At 68.4% G+C, this 15,743-nt stretch carries 22 protein-coding genes; 14 read left to right on the top strand and 8 right to left on the bottom strand.

Translation table 11 applies throughout. The features are described 5' to 3' along the window. Positions 1-322: 322 nt before the first annotated feature. The gene (locus ACYVOK_RS34085; RefSeq protein ID WP_460666727.1) at positions 323-1,309 is read right to left on the bottom strand and encodes a DMT family transporter; all 987 of its coding nucleotides are present in this window, start codon (positions 1,307-1,309) and stop codon (positions 323-325) included. Between the two features lie 21 nt (positions 1,310-1,330). Here ACYVOK_RS34085 and ACYVOK_RS34080 point away from each other — a divergent pair, with 21 nt between their 5' ends. Continuing rightward, positions 1,331-1,909 (top strand): Lrp/AsnC family transcriptional regulator, encoded by a 579-nt coding sequence (locus ACYVOK_RS34080; protein ID WP_460666726.1) that lies wholly within the window; start codon positions 1,331-1,333, stop codon positions 1,907-1,909. A gap of 191 nt (positions 1,910-2,100) precedes the next feature. Next, a complete protein-coding gene (locus ACYVOK_RS34075; RefSeq protein ID WP_460666725.1) occupies positions 2,101-2,577 on the top strand; it encodes a MarR family winged helix-turn-helix transcriptional regulator in 477 nt (158 codons plus the stop codon). A gap of 154 nt (positions 2,578-2,731) precedes the next feature. Here ACYVOK_RS34075 and ACYVOK_RS34070 read toward each other — a convergent pair whose 3' ends face one another. After that, a complete protein-coding gene (locus ACYVOK_RS34070; protein WP_460666724.1) occupies positions 2,732-2,968 on the bottom strand; it encodes a hypothetical protein in 237 nt (78 codons plus the stop codon). Between the two features lie 205 nt (positions 2,969-3,173). On the opposite strand from ACYVOK_RS34070, the gene ACYVOK_RS34065 reads away from it, so the two are divergent. Beyond that, on the top strand, positions 3,174-3,434 hold the full coding sequence (locus ACYVOK_RS34065; protein WP_460666723.1) for a hypothetical protein: 261 nt from the start codon (positions 3,174-3,176) through the stop codon (positions 3,432-3,434). A gap of 44 nt (positions 3,435-3,478) precedes the next feature. On the opposite strand, the gene ACYVOK_RS34060 is transcribed toward ACYVOK_RS34065, so the two are convergent. From ACYVOK_RS34060 to ACYVOK_RS34050, 3 genes are read right to left on the bottom strand one after another with little or no spacing between them, the layout of a single operon-like run. Beyond that, a complete protein-coding gene (locus ACYVOK_RS34060) occupies positions 3,479-4,393 on the bottom strand; it encodes a phosphotransferase family protein (protein ID WP_460666722.1) in 915 nt (304 codons plus the stop codon). Next, positions 4,390-4,803, bottom strand: coding sequence for a hypothetical protein (locus tag ACYVOK_RS34055; protein WP_460666721.1), 414 nt, complete (start codon positions 4,801-4,803; stop codon positions 4,390-4,392). The genes ACYVOK_RS34060 and ACYVOK_RS34055 overlap by 4 nt, the downstream gene beginning before the upstream one ends. After that, complete coding sequence (locus tag ACYVOK_RS34050; RefSeq protein WP_460666720.1) at positions 4,800-5,321, bottom strand: Mov34/MPN/PAD-1 family protein; 522 nt, start codon at positions 5,319-5,321, stop codon at positions 4,800-4,802. Before ACYVOK_RS34050 ends, ACYVOK_RS34055 begins: the two co-directional genes overlap by 4 nt. Positions 5,322-5,382: 61 nt before the next feature. Here ACYVOK_RS34050 and ACYVOK_RS34045 point away from each other — a divergent pair, with 61 nt between their 5' ends. Together ACYVOK_RS34045 and ACYVOK_RS34040 are read left to right on the top strand one after the other, a co-directional pair. After that, complete coding sequence (locus tag ACYVOK_RS34045) at positions 5,383-5,742, top strand: hypothetical protein (RefSeq protein WP_460666719.1); 360 nt, start codon at positions 5,383-5,385, stop codon at positions 5,740-5,742. Next, entirely contained in the window at positions 5,739-6,710 is a 972-nt protein-coding gene (locus ACYVOK_RS34040) for a helix-turn-helix transcriptional regulator (protein ID WP_460666718.1), read from the top strand. Before ACYVOK_RS34045 ends, ACYVOK_RS34040 begins: the two co-directional genes overlap by 4 nt. A 517-nt stretch (positions 6,711-7,227) precedes the next feature. Here the strand turns inward: ACYVOK_RS34040 and ACYVOK_RS34035 are convergent. Next, positions 7,228-8,037, bottom strand: coding sequence for an IclR family transcriptional regulator (locus ACYVOK_RS34035; protein WP_460666717.1), 810 nt, complete (start codon positions 8,035-8,037; stop codon positions 7,228-7,230). Positions 8,038-8,169: 132 nt separating this feature from the next. Between ACYVOK_RS34035 and ACYVOK_RS34030 the strand changes: the two genes are divergently transcribed. Then, positions 8,170-8,571 (top strand): RidA family protein, encoded by a 402-nt coding sequence (locus ACYVOK_RS34030; protein WP_460666716.1) that lies wholly within the window; start codon positions 8,170-8,172, stop codon positions 8,569-8,571. 9 nt (positions 8,572-8,580) lie between these two features. On the opposite strand, the gene ACYVOK_RS34025 is transcribed toward ACYVOK_RS34030, so the two are convergent. Both ACYVOK_RS34025 and ACYVOK_RS34020 read right to left on the bottom strand, forming a co-directional pair. Continuing rightward, the gene (locus ACYVOK_RS34025) at positions 8,581-9,291 is read right to left on the bottom strand and encodes an aldose epimerase family protein (protein WP_460666715.1); all 711 of its coding nucleotides are present in this window, start codon (positions 9,289-9,291) and stop codon (positions 8,581-8,583) included. Between the two features lie 312 nt (positions 9,292-9,603). Then, positions 9,604-9,765: a hypothetical protein gene (locus ACYVOK_RS34020; RefSeq protein ID WP_460666714.1), complete on the bottom strand. Its 162-nt coding sequence runs from the start codon at positions 9,763-9,765 to the stop codon at positions 9,604-9,606. Positions 9,766-10,349: 584 nt separating this feature from the next. On the opposite strand from ACYVOK_RS34020, the gene ACYVOK_RS34015 reads away from it, so the two are divergent. Genes ACYVOK_RS34015 through ACYVOK_RS33980 form a run of 8 tightly spaced genes read left to right on the top strand, consistent with a single transcriptional unit; the run spans position 10,350 to position 15,679 of the window. Further along, positions 10,350-10,889, top strand: coding sequence for a hypothetical protein (locus tag ACYVOK_RS34015; protein WP_460666713.1), 540 nt, complete (start codon positions 10,350-10,352; stop codon positions 10,887-10,889). Further along, positions 10,871-11,254 carry an acyltransferase domain-containing protein gene (locus tag ACYVOK_RS34010; RefSeq protein WP_460666712.1) on the top strand — a complete coding sequence of 128 codons (384 nt, stop codon included), beginning with the start codon at positions 10,871-10,873 and terminating at the stop codon, positions 11,252-11,254. The genes ACYVOK_RS34015 and ACYVOK_RS34010 overlap by 19 nt, the downstream gene beginning before the upstream one ends. After that, a complete protein-coding gene (locus ACYVOK_RS34005; RefSeq protein WP_460666711.1) occupies positions 11,251-12,246 on the top strand; it encodes a Gfo/Idh/MocA family protein in 996 nt (331 codons plus the stop codon). The genes ACYVOK_RS34010 and ACYVOK_RS34005 overlap by 4 nt, the downstream gene beginning before the upstream one ends. Then, positions 12,243-12,974: a creatininase family protein gene (locus ACYVOK_RS34000; RefSeq protein ID WP_460666710.1), complete on the top strand. Its 732-nt coding sequence runs from the start codon at positions 12,243-12,245 to the stop codon at positions 12,972-12,974. Before ACYVOK_RS34005 ends, ACYVOK_RS34000 begins: the two co-directional genes overlap by 4 nt. After that, positions 12,971-13,573, top strand: coding sequence for an amidohydrolase family protein (locus ACYVOK_RS33995; protein ID WP_460666709.1), 603 nt, complete (start codon positions 12,971-12,973; stop codon positions 13,571-13,573). Before ACYVOK_RS34000 ends, ACYVOK_RS33995 begins: the two co-directional genes overlap by 4 nt. Further along, positions 13,570-14,673: a mandelate racemase/muconate lactonizing enzyme family protein gene (locus ACYVOK_RS33990; protein WP_460666708.1), complete on the top strand. Its 1,104-nt coding sequence runs from the start codon at positions 13,570-13,572 to the stop codon at positions 14,671-14,673. The genes ACYVOK_RS33995 and ACYVOK_RS33990 overlap by 4 nt, the downstream gene beginning before the upstream one ends. After that, on the top strand, positions 14,670-15,545 hold the full coding sequence (locus ACYVOK_RS33985) for an amidohydrolase family protein (RefSeq protein WP_460666707.1): 876 nt from the start codon (positions 14,670-14,672) through the stop codon (positions 15,543-15,545). The genes ACYVOK_RS33990 and ACYVOK_RS33985 overlap by 4 nt, the downstream gene beginning before the upstream one ends. Beyond that, on the top strand, positions 15,542-15,679 hold the full coding sequence (locus tag ACYVOK_RS33980; protein ID WP_460666706.1) for a hypothetical protein: 138 nt from the start codon (positions 15,542-15,544) through the stop codon (positions 15,677-15,679). The genes ACYVOK_RS33985 and ACYVOK_RS33980 overlap by 4 nt, the downstream gene beginning before the upstream one ends. The last annotated feature ends 64 nt before the right edge of the window (positions 15,680-15,743 follow it).

Below are 15,743 nucleotides of genomic sequence, written 5' to 3'. Positions count from 1 at the left end.
CGCACAGTTCGTCGAGGTGACCCAGGCCGTGTGCCGGAGATGAGTGGGGCGGCGTCTTGCTCCGCGCGATTGCCATCTGCAGTGCGTCGAGCGCCAGGCCCGTGTAGAGCGACGTGGCGACCTCCAGTTCTTGACGAATCGCTCGGCCGGATTCGCGCAACAGCAGGCGTTCCCAAGCTTGCACCCATGGCCGATACTGGCTACGCGCCCCTCGAACCCGCTGAAGTACGAGAGCGCCTTCCAGAAGGCCGGGGTGTCGATCCGAGCTAGATACTCAGACGCTCGAAGTTCGCCAGACCACCGCGGTGGAACTCCTCCACGCTCACGACAGCCTCCGCTCCGCTCCGGTGGTCCTGACGGTGACGGTGGCCAGGCCCACCAGGAGGGCGAGGCATCCAGCGAGCGCGGTGGCCGAGAGTCGTTCGTGCAGGACGAGCACGCCGAGGACGGCGGCGAGGAGGGGTTCGGCGAGGCTGAGCGTTCCTGCGGTGGGAGCGCTGGTGCGGCGGAGCCCAAAGACGAAGACGGCGTAGGCGGCGGTGGTGGCTGCCAGCCCGATCCAGGCCACGAGCAGGATCGAGCGGGGTTCGGCGAGGTGCTCGGGGTGCAGCGCGACGATTGGGGACAACACTATGCCGGCGATGATCAGGGTGACCGCCGTCGCAGGCAGGGCCGGGGCGCCCGCCTGCAGGAACCGCTTGGCGGTGACCGTGTACACGCCGTAGCAGGCCCCCGAGACCAGGGCGAACCCGATCCCGGTGACGCTCACCCCGGTGGCGCCCCACGGGTCGATCAGGACGACGCAGCCGACAATTGCGGCGACCGTGCCCAGCGCCCAGCCCGTCGTGAGCGACTCACCGGTCCACCGGAGCGCGGCCAGCCCCGTGGCGACCGGCGCGACGCCCAGCGCGATAACGGTGCCCAGGGCCGCGCCGAGCTGGTCGACCGCGTGCATGAACGTGATCTGGTAGACGCCGGTGGCGAGCGCCGCCAGCAGGACCCAGCCGATCACCTCCCGGCGCAGGACTGCGCGCCAGGCGGACGGTCGCGGGCGGAACGCCGCCAAGGCGAGCCCGCCCACCAACAGGCGCGCCACACCGAGGGCGCCCGGGTCTGCGGACGAGGCGGCCATGACCTGTGCGGGTCCGACGGTGCCCCAGAGCGCGGCGGCCGCCAGGACCGCCCCGGCGCCGAGCAGCTGCGAGCGCCGGGAAGCGCCCGGGGGACGCTCCGGGCCCGAGGGTGCAAGAACTGCCGGACCGCTCGCGCGCACTTCGTCCGGCCGGAAATCAATCGTCTGGTCAGTCATACGACAATCACTCTCTGGATCGTGACCTATACGGCGAATACCAGCGAGTCTAAGCACTACGACGTCATCTCGATGGATATCCGTATTTTGTACGGCTACCATATGCGTATGGCGGAACTCGACGAACTTGATACGGCGATCCTGCGGGAACTCATGCACGATGCGCGGCGCACCAACCGTGATGTCGCCGCGGCGGTCGGCGTCGCGCCCACGACGTCATTGGATCGGATGCGGTCGCTACGCGAGCGCGGCGTCATCACCGGTGCGCGGCTGGAGGTCGACCTCGCCAAGATCGGCAGGCCCGTCCAGGCGCTCGTCGCGGTGCGGGTGCGCCCACCAACCCGGGCGCACATCGAAGGGTTCCGCGAGTGGGCGGCCGGCCTGCCCGAGGTCCTCGGGGTCTTCGTGACCACGGGCAGCGAGGACTTCCTCCTGCACGTCGCGGTGCCCGACAACGAGCACCTGTACGCGTTCGTCATCGACCGGCTCACCGAGAAGCCCGAGGTCGCCGACGTACGCACCTCGATCGTCTACGAGCACCTGCGCAACCACGTGACCTTCCCTACCGACCGCGCTCAGGTCCGTCGCCGACCACGGTGACTTGCCGGAATAGTCGGGCCAATGCTTGTCGGAGCAGGTAAGAAGTTGGCGAACAACGGCTCCCGATCATGTCCACTGCCACCCAGTCGGTCATCGGTGTTGCTCGTTCGTCCGTAGGCATCTTGCTCGACCCATTTCTGTCGAGTCTCCTATTCCTTGCTCGAACAAGTTTCTCGCGTAGACTCGGTGGCATGACCGAAGATCAGGCCCCTCGGCTACCTGGCGGGGCGGACGCAGCACCACTCAGCCACGCGATCTTTCGCGTGGCCCGGGCTCACAAGGCCCTCGCCGCCCGGCTCCTGCGCGACGCAGGGCTGCGCCCCGGCCAGGAGCTGGTCCTGATGGCCCTGTGGAACCAGGGCCCGCAACGACAGGTCGACCTCGCGCAAAACCTCGACGCCGACGCCCCCACCATGACCCGCAGCATCGCCCGCCTCGAAAAGACCGGCCTCGTGCGCCGCGAGCCCTCACCCTCCGACGGGCGCGCCATGATCGTCCACCTCACCGAGGCCGGACGCGCCCTCCGCCCGCACGTCACCGAAGCCTGGCGCGAGCTCGAACGAGCCACCGCGGGCCACCTCACCGATCACCGCATCGCGGAGATCCTCGAGGCGCTCGCCGACCTGGAGGCGAACCTCCCGGGATCGACCGAGCGACCGCACGCATGACCACCGACCGGCGCAGGGACCAAGCGGCAACGGTCGGCCGTCCCGGAATCGTGCATGAGCCGCTCCATTACGTGTATTGATGATGAGATGCCAGGTTGATAGCTGCGCAACTGGTGCGGCGACGGCGACCCGGAGAACCAGATCTGCACAGGGCTCAACCGGTTTGAGGGACGCCTCGGAAGCTGCGGCGCAGGAGCAGCGTGGCCACGATGAACACCCACAGCCAAAACAGCTGGTAGGGCGCCAGCCAGATGTAACTGGCCCAGCTGATCCGGCTGAGTGCGAGCCCCGCTCCGCTTGCGATCGCCAGCCACCCCACCCAGCGGGGCAGGAATCGGGTCGACGCGATGACCCAGCGCAGCCGCAGCTCTAGATAACGATCGATTCTCAACACCCATGACGACGCGGCCGGTGAAGGCTGCGCGGGGCGCGCCAGTAACGGCGCGTCGGGTGGGGGAGGGGAGGGGAACCGATGATGCGACGCTGGGGGCTCAGGTGTCAGCATGTCGCGGTGGAGCAGCTGATCTCTTGAGCGTCCCCGTCGAGGGCGCCGTCTCGGACCCAGGTCTGCTGCGGCTCTTGTCCGCTCTCGGCAAGTGACGGACCAGATCGCGCCTAGCTGCCATCCGGCCGGCGACAGCCCCCAGGACATCGAAGTACGGAAGATCGCCGTGGGCCTGGAGAAAGATTTCGGTGCGATGGCGTCGATCGGGAACCTGCGGGAAGTGGTGCCAGTCAAGCGCGTACTGGTCGGACCGCATCGGGACGAACCACAGCAGCTCGCCGACCCGGGACTGGAGCTGCTCGACGAACTCACGGAGTGCGCCATTCTCGGCCCCAAGGCGGACGTTGCATAGCAGTCGGAGGTCCCCATTCCGCACACCATCTCCACCGGCGACAGTCAGCGAAGCGCGTTCAGCTCGTCGAGGGCGCGATGGCCGCGCTTGACCACCCCTGGAACGACATCGTGGCGCCCGTGACGGATGGGGAACTCGAGCATCACGAGGATCTGTGTCGCTGCGAGGACCGCCGCCCCCTCCCAGCCGACCAGGTCGAGGATTCTCGTCCACAGCCGCCTTCGGACACCGTCCAGCGGATCCTCGAAGGTGTACCACTGGAGGGTGGTGAGGTCAGTCGCCCGCGTACCGCTGCCGGCGTTCCCGATATCCACGACCGCCACCACCGCTCCGTCACGGACTAGGACATTGTCGGGCTTGAGATCGGCATGGACCATGTCAGGTGCTTCTCGTGGTGGTGGGACATCGGTACACATGAGCCGCAGGCGCTCGACCAAGGCCGACACCACGGACGAATACCCCGAAAGCTCGGCGACAGCTCTAGACAGACTCGGAGCTAAGTCTTGACCGGATTCCTTACCGGTAGCGAGCCGCCAGGCGTACGACCAGTGGTCGTAGGGCTCGGAGGCTTGGCCAGCCTGGAGTTCGGTGATCTCCATCAGTTGCTCAACGAGGGAAGGGGTCAGCTCTGGCGCGGGAGCCGCGTCAACGAAGTCCATCAGATGCCATACATGAGTGGCTGTGGCCCCCACTCCGAGGCAGGCCGGGGTGGGATAGCCGCGCCTACGCATGTGCTCGACCACTCTCTGGGCTCGCAACGCCTCGTCCAGGTGGCTGGGGCGTGCCCGGGGCCATGCTTTGAGCACTGCATTTCCCCTTCCGGCCAACTGGACGCGCATGGCACCCACATCGAAGCCTCCGGGTAGGCGACTGAGAAGAGTGACCTCTGCCCCGACCACGCTGGCCACGTCGTCCAGGACCTCGGCCGGCAGCTGTTCGGGATGGGTGCCCTGGGTCATCGGCTCGAAGGGCCGATCACCGTCTCGGATGGCTGGTCCAGCCGAGACGGTGCGGAGCCAGGCCCCAACCTGGTGACCTTCAGGGGCTCTAACACTCGGGGCTGCGCGACCACCGCAGCGCCCAAGGCCTCAAGCGCGGCACGGAGGGGCGACTGTGTGAAGCCTGGAACGAGGCATGGGATCTCCGCATCGTCCGCCAGGGCAGCCGTGACGATGCCCGCGGCTCGCTTGGCGGTGACCGCGGCGGTGAGGGCCGCTACCTGAACTGGGAGCAGGGAGGCCTCGGTGCCGAGCGCGAGCTGGATCGTCCAGCCCGCGATGGTGCTCTCGGCCGCCTCGAAACTTGGCGCTCCGTCGTCGATCAGGATCTTCGCGGTCCGGTTCAGCGCGTCGGGGTCGGGGAGTGTCACCGGTTGCTCCTGTGTGAACCGCGCACTGGCAGCTTTTCCCGCACCGCAGCGATCGCCTGCCGAAGAAGCTGCCAAACGCGACGCGCGGAGGTGCGGCCAGGACCGTTGATGTTCAGGACTGACCGGTTGTTCTTGCCCAGATATGAAATCCAGCGATCGCCTCCGGCGTACACGTGGACGCCAGCGAGGTCCGGGTTGGGGGAGCGGCCCAGGTCGGGGACGATGATCGCGACATGACCAGGGTGGCTGATCATCGGGTTGGTGGCATCGATGTGGCTTTGGCGCACTACGGCGCCGGGATGGGTGTGGATGTCGGCGACCACAGTCAGGCCGCCGTCTCGGCATAGGGCCCAGAGCCGGCCGTAGCCGGTGCCGGCAAAGCTGATCCCGCCGGTGAGGCAGGCAGGGTCCAGGTCGTCGTAGTACGCGACCTCCACGACGTCCTGCGGACGTGACAGGTGAGCGAGGAGGAACGCTCCGGACTCTCGGGCTTCCCTCGCCTCTGCGTGCGAGCTCATGGAGCAGGTTGTGCCAGCGCCGGCGGGTCAGGTGGAGCCTCCTCGTATGTCCGGTGGTGGCGTGGACGTAGTGGACGTGGCTTGCGCGGACCTCGGGGTCGCCGCGGCCATCGAGCCGACCAGCATCCGGCGGGCGGATCCGGGAACGGCGAACGAGTTGCTGCTCACCATCGCCACGTTGGTTGCCGCGAGGAGCTTGGCCGACCTGGACCAGATCCGCAGCCGGTCGCTGGTGCGCCTCGACGGGGGCACAGGAGCTGACTACTTCTTCGGCACCCGCCGTACCGGCGTCCTTCTCCGTCCCGCAGATCGATATGGCCGCACCCTCACGACCGCCCATACTTTGGAGAGTCTGATGAAGATCCAGTCCGTCGTCATCCTGGCTGTCGGCCTCGCTCTCGCCCAGGCGGTCAGCGCGTGACTCCGGTATCCGGCAATCCCACCGAGTCTCGCCGCCGGGCGGCAGTCCTGCCCGAGATGCCGTCGGCGATTCCCCACGACTACGCCGTACCGCCCGGTGAGTTGATTCGCGACGAACTCGCGGCCCGAGGACTGAACCAAGCCGAGCTGGCAGCCCGAACGGGTTTGTCGACCAAGCACGTCAACCAGGTCGTGAAGGCCGTGGTGCCACTGTCGATCGACACCGCGCTGAAGATCGAACGGGCCATCGGGCTGTCCGCACACCTCCTGATGACCATGGAGGCTCACTATCAGTCGAATCACGGCAGGGAGGTCGCTCGGCAACACCTCGCCGCCTTCCAAGCCTGGTTCCGACGGTTTTCCCGGTCAGACCTGGTCGCCCGCGGAGTCGTCGACGCTCACGCCGACATCGACCTTCAGATCGAGCAGTTGCTGTTCTTCTTCGGGGTCGCCAGCCCCGACGCCTATGACCATGTCTACTCCGAGGCTGCGTTGTCGTTCCGCCGCGCCCAGCACCTCACGGTGGACCGGGACGCAACCGCTCTGTGGCTGCGGCTCGGTGAACGGCAGGCGGAAGCCCTCGACCCGTCGCCATTCGACCGAGAGGCCTTTGTCAGGCTGGTCTTCCAGCTGCCTGATCTCACTCGGCTACCGATCGGCGAGGAGGCGAACGACTATGCCCGCCAGGTCCTTTTGCGATCCCGTCAGGACGAGGTTCTTCGGCAGGTACGGACCAAGTCCCAGGCGGTCGCCGTAGCGGATCAGCTCGGCATCGACCCTGGCATCGTGGCCGGCCAGTCGCGTACGCGCTCGGACCGACGGGTTTCAAGGCTTTCGCGGGCCTTCGGCGCAAAATCGAACTGTGACGCCGCGGATGAAGCCGAAGGTCGGCCCAGTGGCACCTATTGGCCGTGGCCTGCCGCGTCGATCCCCCGTGTCATGTCGACGCTCTCCCCCATAATTGCATAACTGGCGTACCGACTCACCACGAAGGACCTCAACCCGTAGCGGCCTCAGGTCCGTCATCCACTGAGGTCGTCTAGGAGGACTCGTTCGCCGCGTTCGACCGGTCCATTCACCGCGTGCCACGGCCCAGCGGCCAGGCTTCTATCACCGCGATCTCGAGCCGCATCACGATGGTCTTCAGGGCGGCCGAGAACAGTGCCAGTTCGCGTTCGCGGTTTCTCGATCCCCGGCTTGTGACTTTGGGTCGGCGTATCGATGCCAACCAGCTTCACGCCGTGGTCGGCGAGGTCCTCGATCTGGAGCGGTGGCTCCCCGAATTCGGCGATGATCTCACTGGCGACGGGTGGCCGCCCGGTAGAACAAGAGCCCGGGTCGACATGCACTGTTGGATCGATGACGAACATCCTTGACCGCCGGCCGCCAACTACGCGTCCCACCGCTGCTTCGAAGTCAGCAACTAGTCAGCCGATCCGGGGAAGGTCGGCCGGCAGACGCCACGATGCCTCGCACCGATCGGCGCTCAGGCGGGGTGGTGGATCTGCTCGGTGGCGCCGAGGCGGTGGGAGATGGTACGAGCCAGCTCGACCAGGCCCGTGCGGGCCTGTTTGCGACGCTGGCCGGTGAGTTCCTTGGCGAAACCGGTGACGCCGACCGAACCCACCACCCCGCCGGTGGCGTTGAAGAACGGCGCCGCCAGGCAGGCGATGTCAGTCTGCTCCTCCTGGTCCTCGACGGCGTATCCGCGGGCACGGACCTCGGTCAACTCGGCCACGAACGCGTCCGCGTCGGCCGGATGGGCCTTCGGGCCGCGGCCAGGCGACAGCTGGCCGAGCAGCGGCTCGAGCTCGTCCTGGGGCAGGTAGGCGGCGATCGCCTTGCCCAGCGCGGTCAGGTTGAACGGTGCGACCTTGCCCGGATAGGTATCGAACTGGATGAAGCCCGGCAGTTCCGCCTTGGCCACGTAGACGACCGAGGCCCCGGTGAGGACACCGATGTGGACCGGCATGCCGACCAGGTTCGCCAGGTCGCGCATCTCCCGTTGCGCCACCGAGGACAGGTCCACCTTGCGCACCAACTGGGTGGCGAGCCCGTACAGCCGCAGAGTCGGCCGCCAGAAGTGGCTGCGACCCACCACTCGCCGGGCGGCGTAGTCGTGCTGTTCGAGGGTGTACAGGATCGACGCGCAGCTGGCGAGCGGAATCCGGGTCGCCTTGGCGAGCGCGGTCAGGGTGAGCTCGTCCTCGGAGTTCACCAAGGTCTCCAGCACTGTCAGCGTGCGCGCGGCCGCGGGTGATGGTGAGCGCTCGGCGTCGTCCCGATTCACCGTCATAGAACCTCCTTGCCTGGGGTGTCGAGGAGACAGCGCCCCACGCTACATCCTTCCCGCCGCCCGCCGGACAACGCGCGATGCGACCTCTCCAGCTATCGACAGCATACCGAAAATGTCTCTAGCATCAGCGAAATGTCCTCCTTTTTCTCCTCCCCGGCCATCCAGTCCGACGACGCGCCTTCGCCGCGTGGTCACTACTCCCACGCGCGGATCGCCGGCGACCTCCTCTTCACCGCGGGCCTCGGCCCGGTCCATCCGCGCACCCGTGAGTTGGTGGGCGCGGGTGACGTCGCCGAACAGACCCGGCAGGTCTTCCGCAATCTCGCTGCGATCCTCGCCGAGGCTGGCGTGAGCCTGAAGGACGTCGTCAAGATCACCGCGTTCCTGCAGGACATCGACCGGGACTGGGACGCGTACGACGCGGTCTTCCCGGAGTTCTTCGACCCGCCGTACCCCGCGCGGCTGACGGCCGGCGCACGGCTGGGCGACATCCTCGTGGAGATCGAGATCGTCGCCCTGCTGCCCCGGCGCTGAATCACCCCGTCATGCCGCGCCCTGCCAGCGCAGCGAGATCGTCATACTCAGTTCCTCGCTCGGCCGCAGGATCCGATCCATCGCCTCGGCCGGGCCGCTGACCGGCTCGACGCACACCCCCTGCGGGTGACCGGAGAAGACGGTGACGAAATCTCCCGACCAGGACACCTCGAGCGTGCCGACGCCGGGCCAGACCAGGGACGCGGGGCCATCGGACCGCAGGCAATCGTTCCATGGCCCCGCTGGCGCGGCGGCCCACCGCCCGGTCGGCCGCCCGGCGTCGTCGCGGTCCTGCACGAGTGCGCCGTCGGGTATCCGTACGTCGACCTCGACGCCGTCGAGCTCCCGGACGAACCACGGGTGCCAGCCCACCGCGGCCGGCATCGGATGGTCCAGTGCCCGGACCGTCAGCCTGAGCTGGAGGCACCCCGGGGTCAGCACGGGCGACAGAGTGACCTCGCCGCCGAGCGGCCATCCGTCGGCGATCGGGGTTGCCAGCACGTTCCCGTCGCGTCGTTCCCACGCCGCTTTGCGAACGGTGCCGTGCTCTGCGTGCGGCGGGTGGTCCGCGGGTACGCGCAGCAGCCGCCCGTCGAACTCGAACCTCGCGTTCCGCAGGGTGCTGGTCCACGGTGCCATCACGAACGCGCCCCACCACAGCTCGCCCGCGGCGTTCTCCGGGACCAGGAGTGAATGGCCGCCGAGTTCCAGCCGCTCCATCCGCGCTCCGTCGGACGGTGAGAATAGGGCCTGATCGACGCCGGCTCGAAGTAACATGATCCTCCAGTATCTCGAAGATGAATCCGCATACGGAAGATATTCGATTCCGTCGCTCTCAACCCTTGCCGCCGGCGCGGACCCCACTCTAAACTCCTCGAAATAAGAGATCTTTATTCGAAATATCGAAACATCGAAGCAGTTGGGCCGTCGGATGTCGCCGTACCCGAGGAGCGTGATGAGACCGACCCCGCGTTACCCGGCGCCCGCCGGCGGCATCAAGGCGACGACACTCATCGGTGGCAACACGATCGGCTACTGGCACATCGACACTCCGGCGCTGATCCGGCGGCTCCGCGAGCTGTCCGCGAACACGTACCTGTACACCGTGTGGGACTCGCCGACCCACTTCGACGACCTGCGCCACGAGTTCCTGCCGGCCGCCGCGGCCGCCGGGATCGCGGTGATCCCGTACATCATGCCGCCTACGGAGACGGCCGAGGACGGTCGGGCCTCGCGGCCGTTCCTGATGAACTACGTCGGCTGGGCGAAGGCGCTGGCCGAGCTCTCGCTGGCGTACCCTGACCTGACCGCCTGGGCGATCGACGACTTCGAGTTCGACCGCAACGCCGAGCTGTTCACACCGGACTACACGGTGGCGATGCAGCGCGCGGCGGCGGCGAACCCCGACCTGCGCCTCTACACCTGTGCGTACTACGCCAAGGCGACCAGCGAGGAGTTCCTGGACAAGTACGCGCCGTACGTCGACGGGATCATCTATCCGTTCCTGGACGGCCGGCACAAGAACACCACGATCGCGGGCTCCCTCGGCCGATGCCTGGACGACATCCTCGCGCTCACCGAGCCGCGCGATCTCGAGCTCATCCCGCTCATCTACACCGGACGCTTCCTGGACGCGCCGATGCCGCCGACGGAGGACTACGTCACCGAGACGCTCACCATCGCCGCCGAGTACGTCCGGGCGGGGCGGCTCCCCCGGAGTCATTGCCTATGGCACCCAGCTCGACGACGCACCGACGCCCGCCACCGACCACCGCTCCTTGTACGGCGCGGGCCGGCTCGCCCTGATCGCGCCGCACTCGGCGGTACCGGCCGGCAGCGTCGCCTCCGCGAGCCAGGGGGTGACCGTCGATCCCGCCTCGCGCCGGTACGAGGTGTCGCTCTGGTACCACCGCTGGTTCCTGCCCGAAGGCGCGGCAGCCGGGACTTATGTGCTGGAGATGCTGGTCGACGACGTCGTCGTGTGGAGCTCCGACGTACACGAGCAGCCCTGGGACCTGTGGATGCAGGGCGAGATCATGCACGGGCCGGCGGACGTCACCGAGGCCGTCGCCGGACGCACCGCCATCACCCTGATGTTCCGGCTCCACAGCCTGCGGTACACCGTCCAGTCGTACGTCGACGTCGGCGTCGACCACCTGCAGACTGTCGGACTGTACGTCCGGGACCCCGGGCTCGAACGCGCCGGCAGCTGGACGCTCGACGGCGACGGTCCGCTGCTCGCCGTGATGGACATCCACGTGCCGGATCGACCGGCACGCATCTTCGACGCGGTGTCACGATGCTTCGCGAGCGACTGATCGCTCCACTGGAGCTTCCATCGCACGCCGCTGCCGAGGAGGACCTGCGACGGCTGGGCGTCGACGCAGCCGATCGAGCGGCGACGTTGGAGGCCAGGCCCGATCCGCATCGCCATCCCGAGCTCTGGTCGCTGCTCGAGCGCTGCCACCACCAACTGACCTCGACTGTCGGCACCACCGGACCACTGACGCCATGGCCCGCGCTTCCCGCCCTGGGCGCGCTCGGCCGGCACGCGTACGTCTTGGTACTTTTCGGCGCCATCACCACGGTCGCGGTGGTCAGCCTGTTCCCGATGGCGCTGCTGTTCCTGGCCTTCCAGCGGTATTTCGTTCGCGGGGTCCTGGCGGGAGCGTTGAAGGCATGAACACGACACGCGTCGCGCTGGTGGGGCTCGGCGACATCGGACTCGGGGCGCATCTCCCGGCCCTGCTGCGCCACGACTCCGTGGAGGTCGCGGCCTTGGTGGACACCTCCGCCGAGCGCCGCGCCGCCGTCCCACGGTACGGCATCGACGTCGTCGACGATCTCGACGGCGCGCTGGCGCTCGGCCTCGACGGCGTGGTACTGGCGACTCCACCGTGGGCGACGCCGGAGCTCACCGTGCGGTGCGCGAAGGAAGGCCTGTTCGTCCTCGCCGAGAAGCCCGTCGCGGTGTCCGTCGAGGCGGCAGCGGCGTACGACGTACTGTCGCAAGCCCAGCAGGGACGGATCCAGATCGGGCTGACCTACCGCCATGACCCAGGCGTCCAGCGCCTCGGTCAGCGGATCGCCGACGGGACCCTCGGTGCACCGCTGCTGGTTCGTGCGCACATCTACGACGAGCGCCGCGGTGCCGACGAGGCGCACACGGCACGCATCACCGCGACCCTGGCGCACGGTATGCCGGTCATCCACGAAGGGGCGCACGTGTTCGACTGGCTGAGCCACTTGCTCGGTGGGCAGCCGGAGCAGGTGGAGGACGCCTGGTCGCTCGGTACCAGGCCGGGTCTGCCGAACCCCAACCTGGTTGGTGCGCGCCTTCGCTATCCCGGCGGCCACGTCGCTCTGGTGGAGTTCGGCTGGTTGACCGAGGCGCTGCCCCGCTGCGAGTTGAGTGTTCTCGGCGATCGCGGGTCGGCGGTTCTCGACGTGGCGACGTTCGAGCTCAGGCTCGCCACCGCGAACGACGAACGCTCGATCGTCCCTGCGGCGTCCGCGACGGCCCGGATGGCGCGGTGCTTCGACCGGCAGGTGGAGCGATTCGTCGAGCTCTGCACCGGTCTCCGCAAGAGTGGAGAACCGTCGCTGTACGACGGCATCGCCGCCCTGCGAACCGCTGAGCGCGTGGCCGAGATCGCTGTGGGAGGAAGCCGATGACCTTGTTGCGTTGGCACGAGTCCAACCGGGTGGAACTGTCCCGCACCTTGCCCGAAGCGCTGGTCGTCGTCCCCGTCGGAGCCACCGAGCAGCACGGGCCGCACCTGGCCACCGGGACCGACTGGATCCTCGCCCGGACGGTCAGCGAACGGGCGGCGGAGGAGGTACACAAGCGGGCAGGCCGGCCGCTCATCCTCGCGCCGCCGGTGCCGTTCGGCTCCTCGGACCACCACCTGCCGTTCGGCGGCACCCTGTCGTTGAGCGCCGAGACCCTGCAGGCGGTACTCCTCGACCTGGCCCGCTCGATCGCTGACTCGGGCGGCCGGCGGGTCGTGTTCGTCAACGGTCACGGCGGAAACACCGGCATCTGCCGGACGGTCGCATCCGTCGCCTCGACCCGTTACGAGCTCGCGGCCGCGACCGTCGACTACTGGCGGCTGGCGCCGCGGGTCCAGACCGCGTCGGTGCCCGGTCACGCCGGACTGTTCGAGACGTCGATGGTTCTCGCCGTCGACCCGTCGCTGGTGGGTGACGCCGAGCCCCGCGACGAAGTGCCGGACGTGCCGGTGGTCTCCGACGTCGACGTCCATACCGCCGGGCTGTGGCAGCGGATCGACGGTTACACCGACCGTCCGGAACACGCCGCCGCCGACCTGGGGGAGCGGTGGCTGAAGCTGACGGTGGCCGCGCTCGGCCGCCGTCTCGTCGAGTTGGCGGAGGTACTGTGATCGACCTCCACACCCACACACCGGCCTGGGAGACCGCGACGTGGCTGGCCGGGCCGGCGTTCGGGGCGGACGACTTCATCGCCTTCATGGACAAGGTCGGCGCCGAGCGGGCCGTCGTACTTAGCCACGACGGCTTGGTCGACGCGACGCCCGAGGCGAACGACCGGCTGGCCGAGTTTGTCCGGACGTACCCGGACCGGCTGGTCGGTTTCGGGACGGTGAACGTCCACCGGTCGGGGGCCCCCGCCGAGGTTGAGCGGATGGTCGTCGAACTGGGGTGGCGCGGACTCATGCTACACCCGTGGATGCTCGGGCACGGCGGTCTGCACGATCTCTGGCGCGAGTCGCTGGCGATGACACAGGAGACCGACAACCTCTACCTGTGCATCTGCGGCACTTCGCCGTACGCCGCGCGCAGGATCCTTGCCGACGCGCCGCGGCACGAGGTCCTCTTCGGTACGGACGCGGGGCTGGCGGACCGGCCGAGTCAGGACTACGCCCTGGCGCGAGTCCGCGAGATCGACGGCTGGGGCATCACGGACGGCCAACGGCACGCGATGCTTGTCGACAATCCGAAGCGCCTGCTGGAGGCCCTGTGAGAGCGACGATCGAAGCCATCCAGACCGCGCGGGTTTCGCTGGCGGCCAATCCCGATCTGGTCGTCCGTGGCGCCCGCGGCACGCACGATCGTTCGGACTTCCTGCTCGTCCGGGTGATCACGAGCGACGGCGTCGAGGGGTACGGCGAAGTGAGCGCCACGCCGATCTGGAGCGGTGAGGACGGGGAGACCGCCGACCACTTCGTCCGCACCCGGCTGGCGCCGGCGCTGGTCGGAACCAGACTCGCCCCGGTCGGAGCGGCCGAGTTCGTGATGGACAAGGTGCTGCACGGCAATCCGTTCACCAAGGCGGGTGTCTCCACGGCGCTGTGGGACGCGTTCGCCCGCAGTCTCGGCGTACCGCTGGCCGTGGCGCTCGGCGGTCCGTACCGCCACGAGGTGCCGATCAAGATCTCGCTCTCCGGCCACGGAGCCGGTCTGGAACGCGTGCTCGCGGCCGCCAGGGCGGCCGGTTTCGGTGCATTCAAGGTCAAGGTGGGTCTCGGTGCCGACGCGGACGTACGGAGGTTCCGGCTGGCCCGTGAGCTGGTCGGTCCGACGGCCGTGCTCGGCGCGGACGCCAACGGCGGCTGGTCCCGCTCCGAGGCCGCCGTGGCGATTCGTGCGCTGGCCCAGGACGACGTCGCCTTCGTGGAACAACCCCTGGCCGCTACGGATCTGGCCGGACTGGCCGACCTGCGGCGGATCGGTCCGCCGATCGTCGCCGACGAGTCCGTCTTCGGCACCGCCGACCTGGTCCGTGTCGCCGAGACGGCAGCGGCCGACGTGGTGAGTGTCTACGTCGGCAAGAGCGGCGGTCCCGGCCGGGCCGTCCAGTTGGCCCAGCTCGCCGCGGCGCACGGGATCGACGTACTGATCGGCTCCAACGGCGAGCTCGGGCTCGGAGCGGCCGCGCAGTTGCACGTCGCCGCGGCCGTGCCGCAGCTGTCGCCGATCCCCAGCGACATCATCGGCGCCCATTACTACGCCGAGGACATCCTGGCCGCGCCGCTCGACAGCGACGGCCGCTGGGTCCGGCTGAGGGAGGCACCCGGCCTCGGAGTGACCGTGCGAGACGACCTGTTGAAGGAGTTCGGATGATCGTCGACGTCCACACCCACACGCCAACGCACCGTGATCGGGTGCCGCCGGGGGAGCGGCTCGTGTACGAGCACTGGCGGACTGACCGCCCGGTGGTGACCACGAACTCGTGGCCGGAGTACGACACGGCGACCGCGGCGGCGGATGTGTCGATTGTGTTCAACATCGCGGTCGACGACCCCGTCGCGGCAACCGGCCTGTCGTACCCGCCGGAGCGGTGCAACGACCTGACCGCGGAGTTCGTTGCCGCCGACCCGGGCCGGCGGATCGGGTTCCTGTCGGTCAATCCCGAGCGTCCGGGCGCGCTGGAGGAAGCCGACCGGTGCCGTGAGCTGGGTCTGGTCGGGGTGAAGCTCGGGCCGAACTACCAGAACTTCGACCCGCTGGGTGAACCGGCGCTGCGGTTCTACGACTACTGCCAGCGGCACGGGCTGCCGATCCTGTTCCACCAGGGCGCCTCACCGATCCGGGCGGCACCGCTGCGCTACACGTACCCGCTGATGACCGATGAGGTCGCGTTGCGCTTCCCCGAGCTGAGGATCGTGATGGCGCACATGGGACATCCGTGGGGGACCGAGACCGTGGTGACGATCCGGAAGCACCCGCACGTGTACGCCGACGTGTCGTCGATCTACCTGCGCCCGTGGGTGTTGTACCTTTCGCTGAGCTGCGCGGTCGAGTGGGGCGCGACCGGCAAGCTGCTGCTGGGCTCGGACTTCCCGATCGCCACCACCGAGGAGGCGATCCGGGGGCTGTGGAGTGTGAACGACATGCTCGAGGGCACGAAGCTGCCCCGCGTTCCGGACGAGGTGATCGAAGGCATTTTGCATGCGGACGCGTTGTCGGCGCTCGGGCTGGAGTTGCCGGCATGATCATCGACGTGCACGTCCGGATCGGCGACAGCCGAGAAGCGAGCCTGTCGGCCGAAGAGCTGCTTGCGACGATGGATGCCTTCGGCATCGACCAGGCAGTGGTTGGCGCCAAGCGAACGGTGCATCGCCCATGACAACCAGGAGGGCAACGAGGCGACCACCGCGGTGCGCGCGCGAGCGACGGGCGGCTGCTCGCGT

It is taken from the genome of Kribbella swartbergensis (assembly GCF_054784135.1).
Note: the sequence above shows the minus strand (reverse complement) of the source record. Positions and strands in the feature narration are given on the sequence as shown.

Excerpts from the sequence above, each read along its gene's own strand:
- ACYVOK_RS34020 (WP_460666714.1), bottom strand. The coding sequence starts at position 9,765 with ATGTACGGGATCACCGCGATCCCGGCGGCCGCGGCGGCCGGCAGGAAC.
- ACYVOK_RS34035 (WP_460666717.1), bottom strand. The coding sequence starts at position 8,037 with ATGACGGTGAATCGGGACGACGCCGAGCGCTCACCATCACCCGCGGCC.
- ACYVOK_RS34005 (WP_460666711.1), top strand. The coding sequence starts at position 11,251 with ATGAACACGACACGCGTCGCGCTGGTGGGGCTCGGCGACATCGGACTC.
- ACYVOK_RS33985 (WP_460666707.1), top strand. The coding sequence starts at position 14,670 with ATGATCGTCGACGTCCACACCCACACGCCAACGCACCGTGATCGGGTG.
- ACYVOK_RS34000 (WP_460666710.1), top strand. The coding sequence starts at position 12,243 with ATGACCTTGTTGCGTTGGCACGAGTCCAACCGGGTGGAACTGTCCCGC.
- ACYVOK_RS34085 (WP_460666727.1), bottom strand. The coding sequence starts at position 1,309 with ATGACTGACCAGACGATTGATTTCCGGCCGGACGAAGTGCGCGCGAGC.
- ACYVOK_RS34010 (WP_460666712.1), top strand. The coding sequence starts at position 10,871 with ATGCTTCGCGAGCGACTGATCGCTCCACTGGAGCTTCCATCGCACGCC.
- ACYVOK_RS34030 (WP_460666716.1), top strand. The coding sequence starts at position 8,170 with ATGTCCTCCTTTTTCTCCTCCCCGGCCATCCAGTCCGACGACGCGCCT.
- ACYVOK_RS34060 (WP_460666722.1), bottom strand. The coding sequence starts at position 4,393 with ATGACCCAGGGCACCCATCCCGAACAGCTGCCGGCCGAGGTCCTGGAC.
- ACYVOK_RS34075 (WP_460666725.1), top strand. The coding sequence starts at position 2,101 with ATGACCGAAGATCAGGCCCCTCGGCTACCTGGCGGGGCGGACGCAGCA.
- ACYVOK_RS34050 (WP_460666720.1), bottom strand. The coding sequence starts at position 5,321 with ATGAGCTCGCACGCAGAGGCGAGGGAAGCCCGAGAGTCCGGAGCGTTC.
- ACYVOK_RS34025 (WP_460666715.1), bottom strand. The coding sequence starts at position 9,291 with ATGGAGCGGCTGGAACTCGGCGGCCATTCACTCCTGGTCCCGGAGAAC.
- ACYVOK_RS33980 (WP_460666706.1), top strand. The coding sequence starts at position 15,542 with ATGATCATCGACGTGCACGTCCGGATCGGCGACAGCCGAGAAGCGAGC.